Source organism: Acinetobacter sp. YH1901141 (assembly GCF_013416935.1).
Classification (GTDB): domain Bacteria; phylum Pseudomonadota; class Gammaproteobacteria; order Pseudomonadales; family Moraxellaceae; genus Acinetobacter; species Acinetobacter towneri.
Map to the genome: position 1 here is coordinate 1 of NZ_VPEY01000032.1, position 19,897 is coordinate 19,897.

16 protein-coding genes and 3 pseudogenes are annotated in these 19,897 nt (G+C 37.7%); 9 read left to right on the forward strand and 10 right to left on the reverse strand.

The annotated features are described in order from the left end of the window. Window positions 1–138: 138 nt before the first annotated feature. Window positions 139–357 (forward strand): hypothetical protein, encoded by a 219-nt coding sequence (locus FTV52_RS12875; RefSeq protein ID WP_000550047.1) that lies wholly within the window; start codon window positions 139–141, stop codon window positions 355–357. 144 nt (window positions 358–501) lie between these two features. Here the strand turns inward: FTV52_RS12875 and FTV52_RS14870 are convergent, their stop codons facing one another. Genes FTV52_RS14870 through FTV52_RS12890 form a run of 4 tightly spaced genes read right to left on the reverse strand, consistent with a single transcriptional unit; the run spans window position 502 to window position 6,692 of the window. Beyond that, window positions 502–609: a hypothetical protein gene (locus FTV52_RS14870; RefSeq protein WP_372551473.1), complete on the reverse strand. Its 108-nt coding sequence runs from the start codon at window positions 607–609 to the stop codon at window positions 502–504. 60 nt (window positions 610–669) lie between these two features. Beyond that, window positions 670–3,870, reverse strand: a complete 3,201-nt coding sequence (locus FTV52_RS12880) for a site-specific integrase (RefSeq protein WP_127800785.1) — start codon at window positions 3,868–3,870, stop codon at window positions 670–672. A 4-nt stretch (window positions 3,871–3,874) separates the two neighbouring features. Beyond that, window positions 3,875–6,214 (reverse strand): hypothetical protein, encoded by a 2,340-nt coding sequence (locus FTV52_RS12885; RefSeq protein WP_127800787.1) that lies wholly within the window; start codon window positions 6,212–6,214, stop codon window positions 3,875–3,877. After that, window positions 6,201–6,692 (reverse strand): hypothetical protein, encoded by a 492-nt coding sequence (locus FTV52_RS12890; RefSeq protein WP_000943375.1) that lies wholly within the window; start codon window positions 6,690–6,692, stop codon window positions 6,201–6,203. Before FTV52_RS12890 ends, FTV52_RS12885 begins: the two co-directional genes overlap by 14 nt. 275 nt (window positions 6,693–6,967) lie before the next feature. Between FTV52_RS12890 and FTV52_RS12895 the strand changes: the two genes are divergently transcribed. From FTV52_RS12895 to FTV52_RS12925, 7 genes and pseudogenes are all read left to right on the forward strand, one after another. Beyond that, a complete protein-coding gene (locus FTV52_RS12895) occupies window positions 6,968–7,135 on the forward strand; it encodes a YhfG family protein (RefSeq protein WP_000946583.1) in 168 nt (55 codons plus the stop codon). Between the two features lie 12 nt (window positions 7,136–7,147). After that, a complete protein-coding gene (locus FTV52_RS12900; RefSeq protein ID WP_179990952.1) occupies window positions 7,148–7,744 on the forward strand; it encodes a putative adenosine monophosphate-protein transferase Fic in 597 nt (198 codons plus the stop codon). A gap of 349 nt (window positions 7,745–8,093) precedes the next feature. Further along, a complete protein-coding gene (locus FTV52_RS12905) occupies window positions 8,094–8,351 on the forward strand; it encodes a hypothetical protein (RefSeq protein WP_004726728.1) in 258 nt (85 codons plus the stop codon). 920 nt (window positions 8,352–9,271) lie between these two features. After that, window positions 9,272–9,577 (forward strand): helix-turn-helix domain-containing protein, encoded by a 306-nt coding sequence (locus FTV52_RS12910; protein ID WP_000366814.1) that lies wholly within the window; start codon window positions 9,272–9,274, stop codon window positions 9,575–9,577. Next, complete coding sequence (locus FTV52_RS12915) at window positions 9,577–10,842, forward strand: type II toxin-antitoxin system HipA family toxin (RefSeq protein ID WP_000934717.1); 1,266 nt, start codon at window positions 9,577–9,579, stop codon at window positions 10,840–10,842. Before FTV52_RS12910 ends, FTV52_RS12915 begins: the two co-directional genes overlap by 1 nt. A 747-nt stretch (window positions 10,843–11,589) precedes the next feature. Continuing rightward, complete coding sequence (locus tag FTV52_RS12920; RefSeq protein ID WP_179990953.1) at window positions 11,590–11,784, forward strand: heavy-metal-associated domain-containing protein; 195 nt, start codon at window positions 11,590–11,592, stop codon at window positions 11,782–11,784. A gap of 176 nt (window positions 11,785–11,960) precedes the next feature. Beyond that, window positions 11,961–12,182, forward strand: a pseudogene (locus FTV52_RS12925) (cation transporter); the annotation flags it as partial. Between the two features lie 113 nt (window positions 12,183–12,295). Here the strand turns inward: FTV52_RS12925 and FTV52_RS12930 are convergent. The 6 genes and pseudogenes from FTV52_RS12930 to FTV52_RS12955 form a co-directional block, all read right to left on the reverse strand. Further along, window positions 12,296–12,760, reverse strand: a pseudogene (locus FTV52_RS12930) (reverse transcriptase N-terminal domain-containing protein); the annotation flags it as partial. Window positions 12,761–13,335: 575 nt separating this feature from the next. Beyond that, a pseudogene (locus FTV52_RS12935) lies at window positions 13,336–14,710 on the reverse strand (IS66 family transposase); the annotation flags it as partial. 74 nt (window positions 14,711–14,784) lie between these two features. Further along, window positions 14,785–15,120 carry an IS66 family insertion sequence element accessory protein TnpB gene (tnpB, locus tag FTV52_RS12940; RefSeq protein WP_179990954.1) on the reverse strand — a complete coding sequence of 112 codons (336 nt, stop codon included), beginning with the start codon at window positions 15,118–15,120 and terminating at the stop codon, window positions 14,785–14,787. Beyond that, window positions 15,117–15,500: a transposase gene (locus tag FTV52_RS12945; protein ID WP_179990955.1), complete on the reverse strand. Its 384-nt coding sequence runs from the start codon at window positions 15,498–15,500 to the stop codon at window positions 15,117–15,119. Before FTV52_RS12945 ends, tnpB begins: the two co-directional genes overlap by 4 nt. A 430-nt stretch (window positions 15,501–15,930) precedes the next feature. Beyond that, the gene (locus FTV52_RS12950; RefSeq protein WP_119879449.1) at window positions 15,931–16,842 is read right to left on the reverse strand and encodes a ParB/RepB/Spo0J family partition protein; all 912 of its coding nucleotides are present in this window, start codon (window positions 16,840–16,842) and stop codon (window positions 15,931–15,933) included. A 7-nt stretch (window positions 16,843–16,849) separates the two neighbouring features. Beyond that, window positions 16,850–17,629: a ParA family protein gene (locus FTV52_RS12955; RefSeq protein WP_179990956.1), complete on the reverse strand. Its 780-nt coding sequence runs from the start codon at window positions 17,627–17,629 to the stop codon at window positions 16,850–16,852. An 856-nt stretch (window positions 17,630–18,485) separates the two neighbouring features. Here FTV52_RS12955 and FTV52_RS12960 point away from each other — a divergent pair. Further along, the gene (locus tag FTV52_RS12960; protein ID WP_127800989.1) at window positions 18,486–19,658 is read left to right on the forward strand and encodes a replication initiation protein; all 1,173 of its coding nucleotides are present in this window, start codon (window positions 18,486–18,488) and stop codon (window positions 19,656–19,658) included. Window positions 19,659–19,897 lie beyond the last annotated feature (239 nt).

Consider the following 19,897-nt stretch of genomic DNA (forward strand, 5'->3'; position numbering starts at 1 on the left):
CAAGAACGGACTGACCGCTACAAGTCGGAACTGACCGACTCAGGCTCTAGTTACACGCTTGGCAACAAGACATTAACAGAGTGCGAATTAGTCCTTGAGTATGTTTGAATACATTTTAAGGAACAGTAGGATAAAAACATGCACTTATTTAAATTAACTGACGAACAACTCGCACAAATTCTTATCCCGAAACGATTTGTACCACCTACTCCACCTGAACATGAAGGCAAGAATATGGTCTATGTATTTGATAGTGAGGATAAGTTTGAACTGACTTATGATGAGCTGGTGGAAATCATTAGCAAAGCTAGAATGGCTGGTCCGAAGTTGATACCTGTCTTAGGCACCGTGAATTAAATTGTGCAGTGTTCGCACGCCACTTGAAACATAACTTGATTGGAAATGAATTTGGGCTGAGAAAAATTCAGTTCAAATTTAACCTGACGGGCACACTAAAAAATGGGTAATTGTCAGATCGAGTTTGGACTACAACACTTTAGCTCATCGATTTACCATACCGCTAATCTTCACACCATTTTCGTAAATCCAGCGATCAAACTGTGATACTACATTCCGCTTATTAATCCAAGTCAGCATGGTGCTTTTCATAAAGGCAGTTTACTTATAAACAGGGAAATTTCTAAACAATTCCCCTTTAACATGCTTAGGCTATTTGATCCAGAGTTCATCTTTTTGCATCATTTTTAACATTAAATTAAATATAACCAGCGGAGTAACATTTTTTTTGTTAGAGCCGACAACTCTTTGAAAACTAAATTTAACGGTTCGCTCAGGAGCATCCAAATTAACTGGGTAGTTTTGTTTTTCTAAATACAGATGATCTCCTAACATTGGCTCTATACCAGTAATAAAATTAACAATTTGTTGCTCATCACCTTTCATTCGGCATTGAAAATGTAGAAAATTCTTACGCAGTTTTCCAAATAATAATAATATTTTAAGCGCCTTAACCATGTTCTTTTCTTTCAGTGCATCTTGCTGCCTATCATCTTTATAATGAAAATCAAGGAGAGGAATTATTTCATCTGGACGAGTCAGTTTTTTAGCCTTTTCGTAAAGTTCATCAAACCAACTCTCTTCTAAATTCTTACTATAAACATAATTCGTTTTTAAATTAAATTTTTGGCGATCCATCCATTTAGTGCTCATCCATTGACATCGTTGCATCCATTCTTGAGCTTGGGTATCTTCGCTTAATCGACCTTCTCTAAAACTTATCAAACGTTGAAAAGGTGTCAGAGTACTCTTCTCTATACTAAACTTCTTTTCTTGTCGGCCAGCCATCGTAACTGGCTGTGTTTGCTGATAAGAATTAAACCATTTCTGCTGCTGAGTATAACGATTTAGGTTTATGTAGTCTGTACTTGACTTCACTGGACTAAAACACTGTTCTAATACTTTTTTTGAAATGATACACGGCGAATTATAAATTCGATCGACTGCTAATAAATCCAAAACATGAAGGTAATTTGAAGCCGTTTGCTCAATACTGCTATGCCCCATCCAAGAGGCGAGCACCTGCCATTTATGTTGAATAATCTCTTCTTGAGCACGTGCTTTCATACCAAACAATAAATCCCTCATCTTTTTTGCTTTTACCCAAGGACAATCTGTGTAGGTCTTGATCATTTCTTTTGAACCGAGCAAAGTTATTGCTAGATAGTTAGCAGCACTGTGGCGTAATGTATGAAAACTAAAGCCATGATGCATACCTAATATTTGACTAAACAAATCTACTGTAATTTTGCTGATACATTGATCAGTTAATACACGATGATTCACACTAAAAAGTAGATCATCCTGCTGATTAACCAAATATTGCTCATAACGATGTTGTATGTAACGTTGTACTACTAAAAACTCATGTTCTGACAATGCAATTTTCAATGGTATTTGACGATTCGCACTTCGCGTTTTCAGACGGCGATATGAATTGTCTTGGATATGAAGCGTGATATTATTAAAAACTGTATTTTCTTTTTCTTTATAAAGTAGCTCTGGGCAAATAATATCTTGTATTTTAAGACAACGAACTTCATTTAATCGAAGTCCAGTTCTATAACTTAGTAAATACATCAGCTTTAAACAACTCAGATGATCGACCCACTCTGATGCCGTTGGCTCTTGACTTAAATTTTCTAGTTTTTCCAATAATTTGCCAAATAGCAAAGGACTCACTAGCCGTGCATTGCAAATTTGTAAATGCTTAAAACTTGAATTCTGTAACACCAATACCCCTGGAGCATCATAATTCTCTATACAGAATTGATGAAAATCTTTTAGGCGACCAAAACGGTATTCTGCGCTTTGGTGCATCTTACGAGAGGTTTTTCCTTTCACCGAATCTCGTTGAACTGCTTTTTCATCACGTTCACTGCTGTATTTCAATAGCTGCCGATATAAATCCTCATAGTCATCTATGGATTGTTGCTTTAAATCTAATTTATTGAGCCAAATCTCAAATATAAATTCTTTGCCAAACGATCCTAAGTAGCTTTCAATAGTTGATAATTGAAGCCCTCGTTTTTTTAAATGCATTAACCAGTGAATTAAGCGTAGTTGAGCATCAATTAAAGACTTTTCCTCCGTATTAGCATCAACTATCTTCTCCTCTAACACCCTTCTAGTTTCTTGCCAAAAACGTAGCGTGCGTTCTTCTTTATTCCTCTTTTTATCTAAACGCTCAACTTTTTGACCTTTACGTTTCTTTTGACCAAACAACATCAACTCATACGGAATCGTTTGTAATTTGCTTTGAACAGTCGGAACTTCAGGAAGTAACTGCTCTTGTTCAAAATGAATAGGGCGATTATCTGGTTCTGTGACTTGATTGTAATCATTATTCCACAGCAATCTAAATTCGGATGGCCTTAAAGCAACAGTATTAATCTCTTGCTGAAGCACATTACTCAAAAATATATCTATGCTGAGGTTTGGATTAAATTCGAGTACCATTTGCACATCATTAAATGCACGAAATCCACGGCGTTTAATTTGATATTGCAGATCCCCAAGACTTTTTTTCCTGCCTATCTTACTCAAGCTTTCTAAAATACAATCTTCAACTGAATGTTGCAGACAAAATTCTTTCTGAGCAGCTTTCAACTTTTTTAAATATTGCAAAATGAACTGCGCATATGGGTTAAAAAAAACATGTTTCCATTGGTACAACTTTCCCTGTTCTACATCGTTGCCATATTGAGAGTTTTCAACACGATAATGTAGTAACAATGGATTAGTGATTTTTTTGTAGTCCGAATGGTATAACCGAAAACAATTCAGATCTGTACCAAGCTCAATGGCCTCCTGCAATTGCTTCTGAATAGCAATCAAATGCTGTTCATCTGCACAGCCTGAAATATATATAAAACTTAAGCATAAATTTCCCCATAAGTACTTTGGTTCATTCCAATATTCAAATGAATCTTGCCAATACTGCCTTAATTCCTTAAGTACATGGATATGTAGATGCCCCTGTTCTAACCGTGACTCTGTACTCTCAATTTTTCTAGGCAGTACGATCCGTTTAGTATGTGGATTTAGCTTAATTCTGTATGATTTTTTATCTACATTCTGGTTGAATTGCTTCCTTCTTTTATTAAATTCATCTTCAGTAAATTGCATCAGTTTTGATTGTTCGTCTCGGCTCAACTTTTGACTCAAACAATCAACACTATCTTTAATGTCATGCCATTTTTCAGCGATCTGCTGATCAAGTTTTTGCTGCATTTCTTTCGTCAATACTTCAGGTGGAGAAGGCTGTCTATCTAGCGACTTTTTCACCATTTTATGAATATCAACAAATAGATCATCTAGTTGTGGTTTTATTAGTTCTTTGATTTTTTGCATACAACTATTTTCGCTCTAAGTGTTTAATCGATAAAGATTTGACATTATCTTGCAATTGCTGGCGGGCTTGCTGTACATAGACATTCGGGATAAGTGAAGAATGCGGATGAAAAGCCTCTCGGTCACGTTGGTCATGACCATACAGGGCCTGAATTAAGTGAAAAGCTAATGCTGGTTTACCCTCTTGCTGCTCATGCATCAAAAAGTTCATGTCAAAATGACGTAACCAATTCGAATACATATTCTTTGGAAAGACTCCTTGCATATATGAATTCACCCATTTTCTCGATAAAGGGATTAACTTAATTTTCCTGCTCTGCCATTCTTTGACAGTTATCGGCAAGATATCTTTACTAAAAATGACCTTACCAAAAAGATCATTTACAGTTATCTTCTTCTTTGCAAAGACTTGTCTAAAAAATGAACCGTACGCTTCAATAATTTGTTCTAAAAAGGCAGTGTAATTTTGCAGTGTTTTTATGAAAAAATCAGATAAAGGGATAAAACGACCATCTTTTCTTGCTTTACTATTTTTTTTATCATTCACATATAAAAGCTTGAGCTCAACACAATAATCATCCAAATTCCCCAACAGGTTTTTTTTAGGCCGACTTGCCAAACTCAACAAACTGATATGCCACATCCAACACGCATATGCATTAAGTTGATTAATAATGTGCTTATCTTCTTGGATGTTTTCGTGACAATGTCTATGTAAAATATGGAATTGCTCTTTCACAAAATTGGGTTCAAGTGCCAGTTGGCTCCCTATCCTTCCTATAGATAATGCAGATTGCACTTTGAATTGTTGTTGCAATATTTTTAGTTCAGCCGTGTCTTCAGTAAAATGTGTGGAATGTGGTGTAAGTGCTTTTTCTAAAAAGGCTAGATATGTGCTACTGAGTTGAGTTTTCGGTAGCCCGCCATAATAGATACCAGGCATGTGATGCTGACTATCCCGCCCAGCAATTACATGAGCAAGATATTCATTATATGTTTCATAATATATATGAAAATATAATTGAGCCTGCAGTTTTTCTACAGTGATCGAACCTACAAACCGATTATCAAGCCAATTCTTAAGTTTCGTATTAATGTGTGTTGATGAAATTAGTGGATTCGATGCTTGTTCTATATAGTCAAACCAAGCAGAAGGTAAATGTAGTTGATGTGTCATCACTTCATTCCACCGCACATGATTTAAGCTCTTAATCTTCTGCTCTGTAATTTTAAGATTTAATTTGAGTAAATATTCGCGACGTCTACTTGAACCATTCTGGATCAAAATTCCATCTTGAATAAGCTCGTTAAAATCCATCAGTGCGACGGGTGATAATCCCGTCAAAAGTGACAATAAACATGCTGCAGCGATTGCAGCATCCCTCCAGTGCCCGGATAACTCGGTTCTCAACACATAAACAATTTGCTTCAGTATATCTGGCGCCAAATAATGTGGATTTGTAACAAAAGGAGCATGACGGCGCTGGCGATGCCGCATTAGATGCGTCGCATTATCGCTGAGTATATAATTTAAATTTTTAGACTTTTCATCTTCTGAATAAAACTCCATTTCAGGATCTAATAGATCAACTTCACCCTCTTCATCTTTGTGAAGAGCGGCATCATAAATACTAATCTTTGCGTTATGTCCAATATCTACTTGCTTACCCGTTTTAATTTCACGAAATTTTTTGAGTTCATTTTTCGTCGGCCATTGCAAAACTTTGCTTTTTTTTGACTTACGCTGACGATGAACTACACGACGATCATCTAGTCTTTTAAAAATTATTAATAGAGCCGATAAATACTCTATGACTTGTACTTGTTCGAAATCTTTAATATTAAAAAGTTGATTACGATCCTCTTTTTTCAAATTACGTTCGTACGTGACATAACAATTTAGCAGCTTACTACATTCATGAAATAATTCAGCATGATTAGAATCCAGCACATATCGTGAGACATAGCGTAATAGGTCACAAACATGTTTTTGCTTATTCTCAGCTTTATCAATTTTTGCAAATTCTTGATACTGCCGATATGTTAAAAAACTCGCTTGTAGAATCAAATAACGTTGCGATGACAGCTCTTGTGTATTACTAGAATCTGGACATGCAAAAAAACTCACAGCAGCTAAAAAAGAATACTTACCGATCTGTCTGGAGCCTGATATATAGCTATAAATTTGTTGTGCTAATTTGTATAGAGCGTAGACATCTTTATACAAATCATCTGATAGATCGACAAATTGTGTATTTACAATATCATCACGTAATAGACAATAATCTTGTTGATATTTTTCTGCTAAATCTAAGAATTGCTCTTGTGTTTCAATGTTTGGCATATTCATTTTCGCTTAATATTTTTATCACGTTGCATTGTTTAAATTCATTGTGATCAGAACGATTTGGTAAAAGTTGATCCTTTATTGAATTCTTTGTTAGCTTAAAAAATCTTGCAAAAAATTTAGCATCCAGTTCTTTCTGAGCTTTTCTTTCAAAGCACAAGTGTTGTTGTGATTTTTCGATAAAATCATCAAGATTATGTATCAACTGTAAGATTGCAACATAATTAGAATGCACACGTAAGCCTGGCTCCGTTTGCATCAATAGCAAGATTTTTTGCCAAATTTTCACATAGATTATTTTGAACTTTGCTTGTACTACTACTTTCTGACTCTGTTTAATCTTTTTGATTTTCAGTAGTTCTGAGTTAATTTTTACTATCTCAAGTTGAACATTTTTTCGGTCAAAGCAAAAGGGCATGATAAATTGCCCCATAAAAATTTCTATATTTTTTACCAAATAGTCAAATCTTAACATTTTTATCGATTTAAAAAATGAGCATATCTTTGTATATGAAACTTCATTTAATTTATCAACTAAATTTTCTCAAAATTACAATTCTCAACAAATACATACGGTTTGCTTATCTATGACGGTCTAAATTTTAAGAATTCTTCCACTTTTTTTTAGTTTTCTGTTATTACATGAAACAATACCGTTGTATTACATTTTAGAAATGCTGTGTATGCAGCATTGATCAAAAAGATTCTCTGCTATACTTACTTCACGTGTAGCATCAATGGAGTTTCGAAATGCTCAGAACCACTGAACAGAAAAGAAAATATATTCAAGCGACACGTTCGCAAAACTATCAAGCCAGCCTAAAGCTTGAAGGCATTACAACGACAGCTCAAACAACTCAACAAAGTAAAGCTGAAATCTTGCAAAAATATAAGAAGTATTCGCAACCCGAATCTTAGTCAGGTGCATGTATGGATAAATATGGGGAAATGGGTGACAGCCTGTATTGTTACCCTGGCACAAATATCCTAAAGAACAAACTCAATATTCGTGATGAACAAATTTTAGAACAAGCTGAACTAGAACTGTCTGGATTGGCAAGTAACTTAATTGAATATGCTGAACCACCTTACGACTTACAATACTTAAAATCAATTCATGCGCAGCTCTTTGGCGACTTATACGACTGGGCAGGAAAGTTAAGACAAATCGATATTTCCAAAGGTGACACCCGTTTTTGTAATTTTTCCCGTATTGAAATTGAAACCAATAAACTACTCAAACCGCTTCAAGAAAAAAAATACTTTCAAGGCTTAGCACCACAACAACTGATTCCTCAACTTGCCGACTTGTATTGTGAGCTTAATGTCATACACCCATTCCGTGAAGGTAATGGACGTACACAACGGATTTTCTTTGAGCATCTGATTGCTCATTGTGGTTATGGTATTGATTGGTCTCGCATTGACTCTCAACAACAATGGATTCAAGCCAATATTGAAGGTTTTTATGGTAATTTAAATCCATTAATTAAGATTTTTGAAATATGCTTTATTCAAAATACCTAAAATTTAAGTAGTCGAAGCCCACAATCCTTAATGAGCCATCATCTTTGCTTCAATCCACTGATTAATTTCCCAAATAAACCAACAATCACGATTCTTAGAAATCTTAATACTCTTCGGGTAATTTAGGATCGTAATATTCAGATTACTTATCCAGAATTGAATAGATCGTTAACTTAGATAGACTTTTAAGCAATGTAACTTGCCGCATGTTTATCAACATATGTCTCAAAAAAGTCTGCCCATACATAGATTTATGGTGTTTAGTGCTTAAATTTCAGATTAATCTTCGTCTGATGACCTGAATGGATGTTACAGATTACATGCAGGTGAATTACTCTGTGGCTGTATCATGGCTTTTGTGCAATCCAATCCATTTGATCCGAATGTTCTCTTTTGCAATAAAGCAGCCTCTTCTGCTTTTCCTGAACCAACGAACTATGTCATTGATTTGATTCAACCGACAACAGTGATGCTGAATCAAATCTCCAAAGAAGGGATTAAATGCAAGAAATGTGGTAAGAAAAAGATAGGGGATGGAAGTTATTATCCGTCTAATTGGAACCAGCCCATGAGTCGAGATCAGTTGAGTAAGAATCATTTTAAATGAATAAGAGAAGGATGGCTTACCTCACTTCTCCGAATAACAATGCTATGCTTTTCAACCAAGGTTATAAATTGGCAACTACATTTCATTCTTCTTCATGCTGGTCCTATAGCCTGTAGACAATTACTACATCATTTGCATTCAATGCTCAATACAGCCTGTCAGCAGAACCGCAGCGATACTTTTTTTCGTGCATACATGTAGTGTTTAAATCCATTCATTTTTCAATGATCCTCTGCCGTTTATCACATTTATGGTCGATCTTTAACCTTGTGAAAAATGCACATACCGATCCCTTCAAACTGTCAAATTTATGTATGCATGACATTTAAAGAAAATTATCTGATCAATTTTTTTAGGTAAAATTCATCAAGAAAAAAGTTATTATTATTCATAACATCACCAATAACCACATAAAAACAATAATTTAATAAATTATTCTTCCAATTTTTTTATATTTAGTGTTATTACCTCTAAATCCATGTTTACCACCTTCTATTACATAAGTAATTTAGAAGTATCCACGATATAAATTGCTTGCCCTCACACCTCTCCCCTCTCACGCCCAAAAAATTTATACTGAAAGGCAGATTAAGCCCGTTCGAGTTACATATAGCCGCATGCTATATTGAAAGCATTAAGAAAATATCCTCAATATTTATAGGATTTTTAAAGTATGAACTAATTTTCGAAGAACCCTTTCTAAGTAATGTGACCTATTAGGAAAAATGAAAATACTGAAATCTCCGTATCAACAATCAGTCAAAGTACATCCTGATGATTTTCTGTAACCGATACCCAAGGACTATACCTACCCTTCTGATGTGCTGTGCAACAAAGCCCTCCTTAGCCACACTATAGCTATAGATTAATTCCATTATTTTGTGATTTAATTAAATTATTCATTCTTAAGACCCAATTTAATGGATTTATATTTCACTAAACCAGAAGAAGTTGTGACTCTTTTAGGTGAGCGTTTACGTAAGCAACGACTCTTTCTGGAGATGTCTCAAGCTGAGGTAGCAGCACGCGCTGGTGTCGGCGTGAATACAGTTTCGAATCTTGAAGCGGGACGAAATGTATCTGTTGAAAATTTAGTCCGTATTGCAATGGTCTTGGGTCGATTAAACGAACTTCAGGAACTATTTAAACCTCAGCTTAACAGTGTGAATGACATTCTTCGCTATGAGAGTCAAAGTAAGCGCCACCGTATTAAGAGGAAGGGATAATGCTCAATAGACTTAATGTTTATTACAACGGTTGGGGCGAATCATGGTTATGGGGAACGCTGATTAGTTCAACAGCCACGACAGGTAGACCCACCATTGCTTTTGAATATAGTCCAGAAGCAATACAGCAAGGTGTTGAGCTCTCTTCTTACTTGCTGCCTTTAAAAGGTCTACCATTCAGACAAGGTTTTCCTACTCATCAAATGGGACTCCCAGGTCCAGTCTATGACGCTTTACCAGATGGTTGGGGCATGATGTTGATGGATCGATATTTCAAAAAAATTGGCTTAAATTCAGCACGAATTGGACCTTTGGAGCGTCTGACCTATATTAGTAGTCACGCAATGGGTGCCCTCTCCTTTGAACCTTGTGTTGCTGACATGCAAACCTCAGAAAATATCCCTTTACAACAACTGGCCCAGGAAGTTCAAGAAGTACTCAAAGGTGAAGGTGGTGAATTTCTACAGCATTTATTGGTCATGGGTGGCTCCCCTCAAGGTGCCAGACCAAAAGCGTTGGTTTACCGAGATCCTGTCAATTTAGAGTTTTCGACTCAAGATTCTGATCAACATGAAGCCTGGCTGATTAAGTTTCCTGCTCAGCAAGAGCATCCTGAAGTCTGCGCCATTGAAGCCGTCTATGCAGAATGTTTGCGACTTTGTGCAATTGAGACTCCAGATACCCATTTCTTTAATTTGCCCAATGGTTTAACGGCTTTTGCTTCTAAACGATTCGATCGTCAAAATGGTATGCGGATTCCAATGCAGAGTTTGGCTGCATATACAGGAGCAGACTATAAAGTTCCAGGTAGCCTAGACTATCGCAATTTTCTCCGGGCAACCTTGATGTGTACGCAAGATGTACGAGAAAGATTGCATGCTTTTAAACGTGCTGTGTTTAATGTGCTTTTCAATAATCGGGATGACCATACTAAGAACTTTTCATTTCTCATGGAGAAAAATGGTCAATGGAAATTGGCTCCAGCCTATGATGTGACCTTCTGCGAGGGTCCAGGTGGTTATCATCAAATGGACATTATGGGAGAAGCGCTCAATATTTCCCGAAATGACATACATAAACTCGGTACTTCAGAAGCTAATCTGACTACTCTAGAAGTCGATGAGATCATCTTGACCATGCGTGAAATTGCACTTCAATTTAGTCAAATTGCGCAGCGCCTGTATCCCCATCAAATTCGAGAATCTACCCTACAGATGATTCAATCACGGATTCAACAGAATATTGATTTTTTAACTGAAACCTAAGCGTAAATATAAACTAAGCGCCAACCATCAACTGCAAATAGACTTTGATATAGTTAGTCGCTACATAATCTGTAGAACCTGTGAATTAGCTCTCTTTATAATCACGAATATTAGATGGATCACCGCCAAGATATATTCTGCAAACGTGAAATCACTACATCCAGATCGAAAATCACTAAGAAAAAACTGTCACCAAAAAAAGGTCTGCACTATGGATAGATGCAGACCAAACTCTGGATAACTACCAGCACGAGAAATATGTCGCAATTTTGCATAGACATGAATTTGATAAAATCAGCCCAGAAAGCCAGAAATTCATAAAAACTATTTCATCAATCCCCTATAACTTAATCACGTTCATGGTCGATCTTAAATCTTGTGAAAAGTACTCATGCTGACCTAGCCAAACTGTAAAACTCATGTATTCATAGCCTTTAAATGAATCTTTCAATCGGTATATTTAAGGTAAAAACTAGTAATCAGAAGTTATTATCACCCCATATAAAACAAGGATCAACTTAAAAACAATAACTTAGTAAATTATTCTTCCATTTTTTTTATATTTAGTGTTATTTACTGTAGTCATTAGAACACTCTTCTTTGGAATACTCTGAAGAAAACTGTAAGGTTGTAAACAGACCAAGTTACAGCGAGTAACTGATTCAGAAAAAGGCTGGTTGTATGGTGAAAGTTTAGAGTTACTGTTCTAATGTTTTAAACAAATGTTTTGTTAAAAAGGAGCAACATATGAAATTTCACATCGCTAATATGACTTGTGGTGGTTGTGCACGCGGCATTACTACCGCAATTAAAGAGCTCGACTCGAATGCCTCACTCGATATTGATTTACAAAACCGTATTATTGAAATCAACACAACGGTGAGTCAGGATCAAGTCATTGCCACTCTCAGTGAGCGTGGATTTACAGCTGATCCTGCTTAATCTCTGTTAGAGTAACAGTGGGAATTCCTTACCACTTTTACTCTCTTATTTTCCTCATCGTACAGATAAAACCTGTACTTGCTTGAAATAAAAGTAATCCCTGAATTCCACCTAATCTTGGTTCGAGCTGATCTTCGCATATAGAACTCAGCATATCTAAATGATAGAGATCGTATATGAGTACCGAAATGACTGATACGCCACACTACAGTGAAACATTAGAGATTGAGGGGATGACATGTGCTTCTTGTGTAGGCCGTGTGGAAAAAGCTTTAAAATCTGTTGAGGGTGTTGAATCGGCTCATGTAAATCTGGCTACCGAAAAAGCAGTCATTTATGCGCATCAACCACTTGATCGCGCTACTTTAATTAAAGCCGTAGAAAAAGCAGGCTACGAAGGGCTTTGTTGCATAAATATGTAAGCATCTGATTTAAATAAATTTAATTTTGGATCAAAAAACAATCAAAACTTTTAAAATCATATAGTTATGAAATCTTTGTGCAACAAAGCCCTGAATCCATAAGAGTTCCGATCAGCAGTGGTCTCCGCGATGGGTTCCAAAGCCAGCAGATGGAGCGCCTGCATGGCCCGGCATTTCATCGTGGGTATCCCGAGAGGTCTCATCTTGCCATTTTTCTTCGGAATAAGGACTCTCCGAAGCGGAAGGGGCGTGTAACCTCGCCTCTTCAACGACATCATCGCACCGGTCTTGGCCTTGGGTGTATTCCAAGTCACCTTGTCGACCCCAGCCGTGTTTTTGCCTTTGTTTTCAGACACTCGTTTTACGGCCAATGCTTTGCCACTAAACGAGTGAGTCAGCAGCCATTGCAAAGCTTTCGCCTTGTTATACCTGCCGTCTTGTACCGCCTTCACAATACGCGCTTGCAGCCCTCTGACATGACGCTGTACAGCAATCCAATCGATGCTGTCCCACGATGTGCTGGAAGGCGCACACGCTGATACTGCTGCGTTCATTTGCTCTCCCTCCATTAAAAGGGTTCTACACACTCTCTTGTGATGAGAGACCATAAGGACGTCAGCCCGCTTTCGCGTGAGGTAATGTTTCAACCTCTATCCAACCCATTACAGACTGGCATTCGCTTTTTCCTCGTTCCTTCGCCCGCATCACCATGGGCAGTTTTTGCAAACTGCTTTCCCAATGGGGGTAATACGGGATTTCCACGTTCCGCTTACTGAAGTACATCGGCTTAGGTGCCTGCTATCGACCGGGAGGCGTATGGGTCACGAATGCGTAGTAGAAAGACGCGATTCCCACCTCCATTACCGTTTTGGTTCGAGCGTATTAGCCATTTCCGCTCGTTCAATTTAACGATCGTTGCGCAGATTCACATGTGTTCACCATACCGATTATCTAGCCCTTGTCCGGCTATGGCTGCCAGAAGAGTACGCCTCTCACGATTGATACCCCGCACCTTGCGGTGCCTCGTTACATTGTCGAAGGCGCTCTTTATTCAGCCTTCTAGATTCACCCGGTGACACGGGTGGTTCCCGCAGGGGGAACAACTTCATTAAGCGACTTCGTGTCGCACCTCTACCCAATTATTGCAAATCGGTAGATTGCCATCATCCAAATAGCGGCTTAAAGCTGGCCAACGCTTCAGAGTGTAATTGATGGCCTTGGCGGTGGGAGAACTCGATGGCACCGTCAGATGATGTTGGTTGAGCCATTCATATAGTTGTTGCATCACTGGTTGACTATGCTGTTGTCGGTATTCGCGGCGGTCTTCCGCTGTACCATCGGTCTTTTTCCTGAGCTCTGCTTCTATCGCATACAGTTTCTGAATCAGCACTAATGCCTGTTCAGCGACCTGACTTTTCCCAGTTACATGCAGTTCATGGAATTTACGACGTGCATGGGCCATGCAGCCCACCTCAATGACCTGGCCTGATTTAAAGCGTGCTTTATAACCACTGTAATCATCACAGACTAGATAACCCTGCCAGCCTTTCAAGAACTCTGCAGCATGCTGGCCTGAACGACTATCCTGAAAGTCATAGATCACCGCCTGAACTGGATTGTACTGTGTAGTGGCATAGGCCCAGACATAACCTTTCTTCGGTTTTTTATCATTCTCACCCATCCGCATGATGGTGACTGGTGTTTCATCTGCATGCAGCACCTGCTGTTGCAGCACTACCTCTTTTAAGGCATTGGCCAGAGGTTCCAGTTCTACACCGCAGCGACCTATCTGAGAAGCACTGCTTCGCAAGAGATAAAGTTGATCTAGAAAGTTCGATTCCCGCCCGCTGATAGATCAGACGTTGACGGTACAGCGGCAAATGATCGGCATATTTCGATACCAGCACATGGCTGAGCAGTTCAGGTGAAGCAATGCCTTTATCAATCACATAGGCGGGCATCGCTTGCTAAGTCAGGGTGTCACACTGATCACAGACCCATTTACCACGCACATGCTGTTCCTTATAGAACTGTGCCGGTCTGAAATGCAGTTTTTCACTGACATCTTCGCCGATACGACGGAGTTGGCAGCCACAAGCACATTGGGTTGATGCAGGTTCATGCTCAATACGGATGGTGTGTAGATGATCTGGCAGTGGTCGACGTTTAGGTTTATTGGTTTTGGCTTTCTGTGTCGCTGCATTAGTTTTATCTGCATTTAGCCGTTCCAGTTCTAGATCAACCGCGGCAATATCTTCTTCAACCGCTTCATCCCACAGATGGATTTGTTTTGCCGTTAAGTGTTCATTCTTTTGGGCGAATTTGTGCTTTTTAAACAGCGCCAGTTCATGCTCGTATTTTTGATTGAGAATAGAAAGATGTTGAACTTTAGAATCTAATTGCTGGTTTGATTGTGCTAGAGACTGATGCTGCATCGCCAACTGCCGGGTAAATTCCAGCAGTTGTTCATGGGTCAGTTGGCTTAAGTCAGGCAGCGTATTCATGACCGCAGTATGCCTGAGGTCATGAAGAGAATGAAATAGAACGTTTGGAGAATAGCAGAATAGCCGAGCTTGGTTTAGAGCATTGTTACCACTTGCTGTCGTCCAATGCGCTGCCAGGGCAAACCCTGGATTAATGCCTGTAACTGTTCCGGGTTGAGGACCACGGTTTCACCTTGGTGAACTTGAGCCCAGTGGAATTTTCCCTGTTCCAGCCGCCTGGCACACAGCCAGATGCCCAGTCCATCATGTACCAGCACTTTCATACGATGACCACGTTTATTACAGAACAGGTAGGCGCAATGCGGTTTGATGTAGCCAAAGGCTCTCACCACCTGAGCCATGGTCGTATCCATACCTGCACGCATGTCCATGGGCTGGGTAGAGAGCCAAATTTCATTGATACGGATCATGTTGCCAGTGCCTTGAGTAATTCTGCCAAGGCAGGTATTTCTGATGTCTGCCATTTTAGCTGAATATCATTATTCGTATGAGGCACGGTGATACACAACGTGATCCTCTCATCAATAGGTTGGCTGATTGCAGCAGTGTAAGGCAAAGCAATAAATGCTGGATTCACATGAGTAGGATCCTGCACGGCACCATCATGATGGCTGAAGATCCTGATCCAACGACTGACAAGGTTGGCATTAATACTATGTTGCAGTGCGACCGAAGCGATCGAGGTATTAGGATTTTTGCAGGCATTGACAATACTGAATTTGAATTCTTTGCTGTATGTTCTGCGTTTTTTAGCAACAGGAGGTGTTGCTGAATATATATCCATGTTCATAGATTAAGTCCCCACTTGTTTTTAGGTGGGAACTAAATTAAGGCTTATAGGATCGCTTGGTAAGGCTGTGTTAGCTGGATGCTTACTTTCTTTTACCTTAATAACGTATTTTTTTAACGGCAGCATACCTTTTGAAACACCACCAAATTATTTATGTTCCACCAGCACATATACTTCCCTATCGAAAAATCTGATAAGAATTGATTATTTTGATACAAAACCTGAAAACTGGGAGTGCTTATATGGACATATATAATATTTCCGGATAAATATAAAACTACTCCACAAGAAGAAAGGCAGAATTTAATCTCAGTCCGAAGTAACAGTACTCTCAAAGACCAAATGTAAAGAAGCATACTTAAGAAAATAAATTTCAATAATGCATGAGGATGTAATTAGTTTCAGGGTGCTAAGAAAGTGTAGCAACTTGCTACACTTTTTCGCTTTTTTGAATCAGCTGTTTTAAGAAATCTTCTAATTGTAAGAGACTGGCTTCGTCAATTTCCGAGATATTCAGAGAAACCTTAAGCTGTTTTTGATTCAGTTTGATATTCCCCGCAATCTTACCGGCATATTCAATTTTTCTGACCACGGATGTTGTGGTCAGTTTTTCTGGATTCTGACTCAATAGTTTTTCAGCATAAGTAGTAACTTTGCTTTGCTCGAGTTTTTTGTCTTTTAATTTTTCCCAAGCTCCGAGTAAGGCCACTTCGGCTTCAGAGAGTTGTTCAAGATGATCCGATAGAAATTTTTTGAATGCAGTTGCAGCAGTACGGCCTAGCAAGCCTGGTTCCACATCAAGGTCATTTAAAATTGCTTGCGGCAGTTTTTCGTATGCTAAATACTTGTACATATCTTCGCGATTTAAACCCAGTGAATTGGCTAAACGTTGCTTGTTTTTCTTTAATTTCTCATCAAGTGAGTTCAGGCCAATAAAAATCTCATAATCTGTCAGATCCTGACGCTTTAAATTCTCTGCCAGGGTTAACAAAGATGCTTCTACATTATTTGCATCAATTATAATGGCTTCAATCACAGACTTTCCGAGTAATTGATGTGCCCGTAAGCGTCGCTCGCCTGCAATCAGTTCATATTTCAGATTATCCAGTTTACGCACTGTAATGGGCTGCAAAAGGCCGATTTCATTAATAGAATCCGCCAGTTCTTTTAACTGTGACTCTTCAAATATTTTACGCGGCTGGTTTGGACTTCGGCTGATATCCTCAATAGGGACATTACGTCTAAACTCTTTCGGCTCTTTAATATTGTCTTTCTGTGCTTGCTGATGTTTTTCTGTATTCTGTTTCAGTTTCTGAGCTAAAAGCTCTTTGGTGCTTGCCATAATGCTCTCAGGTTTTAATTTTCACTACAATTTCATTGGCAAGGCTTTCAAAAGCCTTACGTACTTTTGAATTTTTTTCTACTTTCAAAAGTGGTTGTTGCAGAATCGCTGCTTGATTGACTTTAGTACTTTGAGGAATTGTGGTTTCTAAAATTTTACCTACCTGTTTCAAGGCTTCATCCCGAATCAGCTTACAGACATTCTGACGTTCATCATGCTTAATTAGTAAAGCGCCTAAAAGCTCTAAATCTGGATTAATACGTTTGATTTTTTCAAGATGATTTAAAAGATCTGTTACCCCATACAATCCATATTGTGATCCTGATTCGATAGGGATAATGACATGTGTTGAAGATGCCAAGGCATTGCTTGTTAATAATTTAAGGCTAGGTGGACAGTCGATCAATATAAAATCATAAAGATCTTTTAATAGTTTTAACTTGATATTTAACTCTTCAGAAGGACGGGGAGCTTCTTCTTTTAGTTGATCTTCAGTTTTTCCTAAATTTAAGGAACCATAAATTAATGATACTTTTTCAAAGTTCGTTTCTTCTTGTAATGCATCTGCCAACAACGAAATATCGCCCACTAGTAATTCTGCTGTAGTGACAGCAATTTCGCTTGGATGTTGGATCCCAATGTGTAAACTTGCGTTTGCTTGAGGATCTAAATCAATGACTAAAACTTTGTAGCCAAGATTGGCAAGTTCTGAGGCTAGGTGTACAACAGTCGTTGTTTTGCCACATCCGCCTTTATGGTTAGCAACAGTAATAATTTTTGCAGACATGCGTGTCAGATGCTTCCTTATTTCAATGTTTAGTAATATAAATAACTTTCATTCATCTTACTATAGTTTTTAAATTTATAAATCCTATTTATTCAGCTGTAAAACAACTTAAAAAATAAATTTTTAACTAAGCTAGCTTAATTAAAAATTAGAATAATTAGTTATTTAGCTAATTAATAATTAGGATCATATTTTTATTATATAAAACAAGTGCTTGTAACTTTAAAAGTGGAAGGTTTGTCACTATAAAGTGGAAGGTTTGTCACTATAAAGTGGAAGGTCTGTCACCGTAAAGTGGAAGGTCTGTCACTATAAAGTGGAAGGTTTGTCACTATAAAGTGGAAGGTCTGTCACTAGGGTGGAAGGTTTGTCACTACTATTTTTATAACTGCTATTTTTATTTAAAAATAATTTAAAAAACAAATATTTAAGCTGTTAATAAAGTCTCATAACTAAGCTTTAAAGGTGGAAAGATTGTCACTGTATCTTCTTAACCTGTGGATAATCTGTTTTTATTGGATATTTCCTGATGATTATATGTGCAGTTATACCTTTTAAATCTAACAAAAAGGTGGAAGCCTTGTCACATCAGGGTTTTTATCTGACTTAACCTAACTAGACCTGAATGAAAAAAGTAAAAATAGACCTTCTGAACTGTAATTTCGAGACTAAAGGTGGAAGGTCTGTCATCATGGGGTGGAAAGATTATAATTAATTCCACTTTAAGTGCAGGAAATCGGCTAAAATGCTTCTTTTTGATGACAAACTTTCCACTTTTAGAATATTGTGGTGAAAGTCTTGAAAGTTTTTCCACTTTTGTATATAAAAACTAAGTTAAATTATAAATATCACGGTTATGACAGAATCTGAACCATTGCAAGAAGAATCGAATTATATTCCTTACTGTATAGGCAACATTCGCCATAATGGCGTTGTCAGTACCAGTAACCGTTTAATTCGCCCAATCGAATTATCAGCCAATGAATATAAGGCACTTTTATATGCAATGGCGGTTGCGAATTATAGTGAGAAAAATAGGGTAGATGGTGAAATTACCGAACAAACTTATATTTATTTGTATAAGGATGATTTGGCAGATTTACTAGGATTAAATAAACGTAATTCAATTAATGTTGCAATAGATCGGATTTATAAAGAGCTTTCATCCCGGGTAGCTCATTTTATTATTGAGGAGCCAGCTGATAATGGTAAGAGAAAGACTAAAAAAGTACATTCTGTCGTTCCCATTATCCGTGAGTTAAGATGGGAAGATGATTCTAAAAATGCGATTCAGATTCGTTTTACCAGTGAGGTGTTGCCGTATTTCACTCAACTGGCTGGGGGTAATTTTACTACCTATCAGCTAAAACATCTTTTTGCCCTAGATTCTGTTGCCAGTATGAGTCTTTATACTTATTTCATTAAAAACGAATTTAAGTACGCCAATCAAAAGAGTTATGAAGTGCCATTACTTTTAGAAAACTTGAAAGCACTGATTGATATTAATGAAACCAAATATGATCGCTGGGTAGATTTTAGACGCTATGTATTAGACAAAATAGTGGCAGAAATTAACGAAAATACAGATCTACAGTTAGAGTATGAAACCGTTAAGAAAGGCCGTCCAATTGTAGGTGTGAATTTTAAACTGCATCATCGGATTGCTGATAAGGCACTGGATGAATTTGCAGTGATTGAAAAAATCTATCTTGATGTTCCATTTGAAGACAATGCATCCGTAAAAGAATTAGGGGCTAAATTCGATATGAATGTACGTTCTTGGTATATTTTTAATAATGATGAAAATTATCAGCAGTTCAAGAAGTGGTTTAAAAAAGTAGGATGCCTCACTGACTCTCAAGCAAATATTGTCATTAATGACACTTTATTCCAAATGGATTTTGCTGAAATTGGTATGGGGTTGAATGACTTTAAACGAAATATGAAGCATAAACTTAAAAGTAATCCGGAATTCGTCCATAGTATTCGTGAAAGACTGAATGATATTTTTGGTAAAGAGTTGATCTAGCGAAAAGTGTAGCAACTTGCTACACTTTTTAGATATATGTTCGTAAAGAATACAAGTGGTAAGGACCTTAGGATAAAAACGACTCTGTTGCATAAAGTGTGAAAATTGAGACTGAACCGTACCGGGTTTGTCGGAGACCAACTTTCTTGAGAGAATGTTCCAATGACAAAACCAAAATATACCCCTGAAATCAGAGAAAGAGCGGTTCAATTATTGATTGAATCTGAAAAAGATTATCC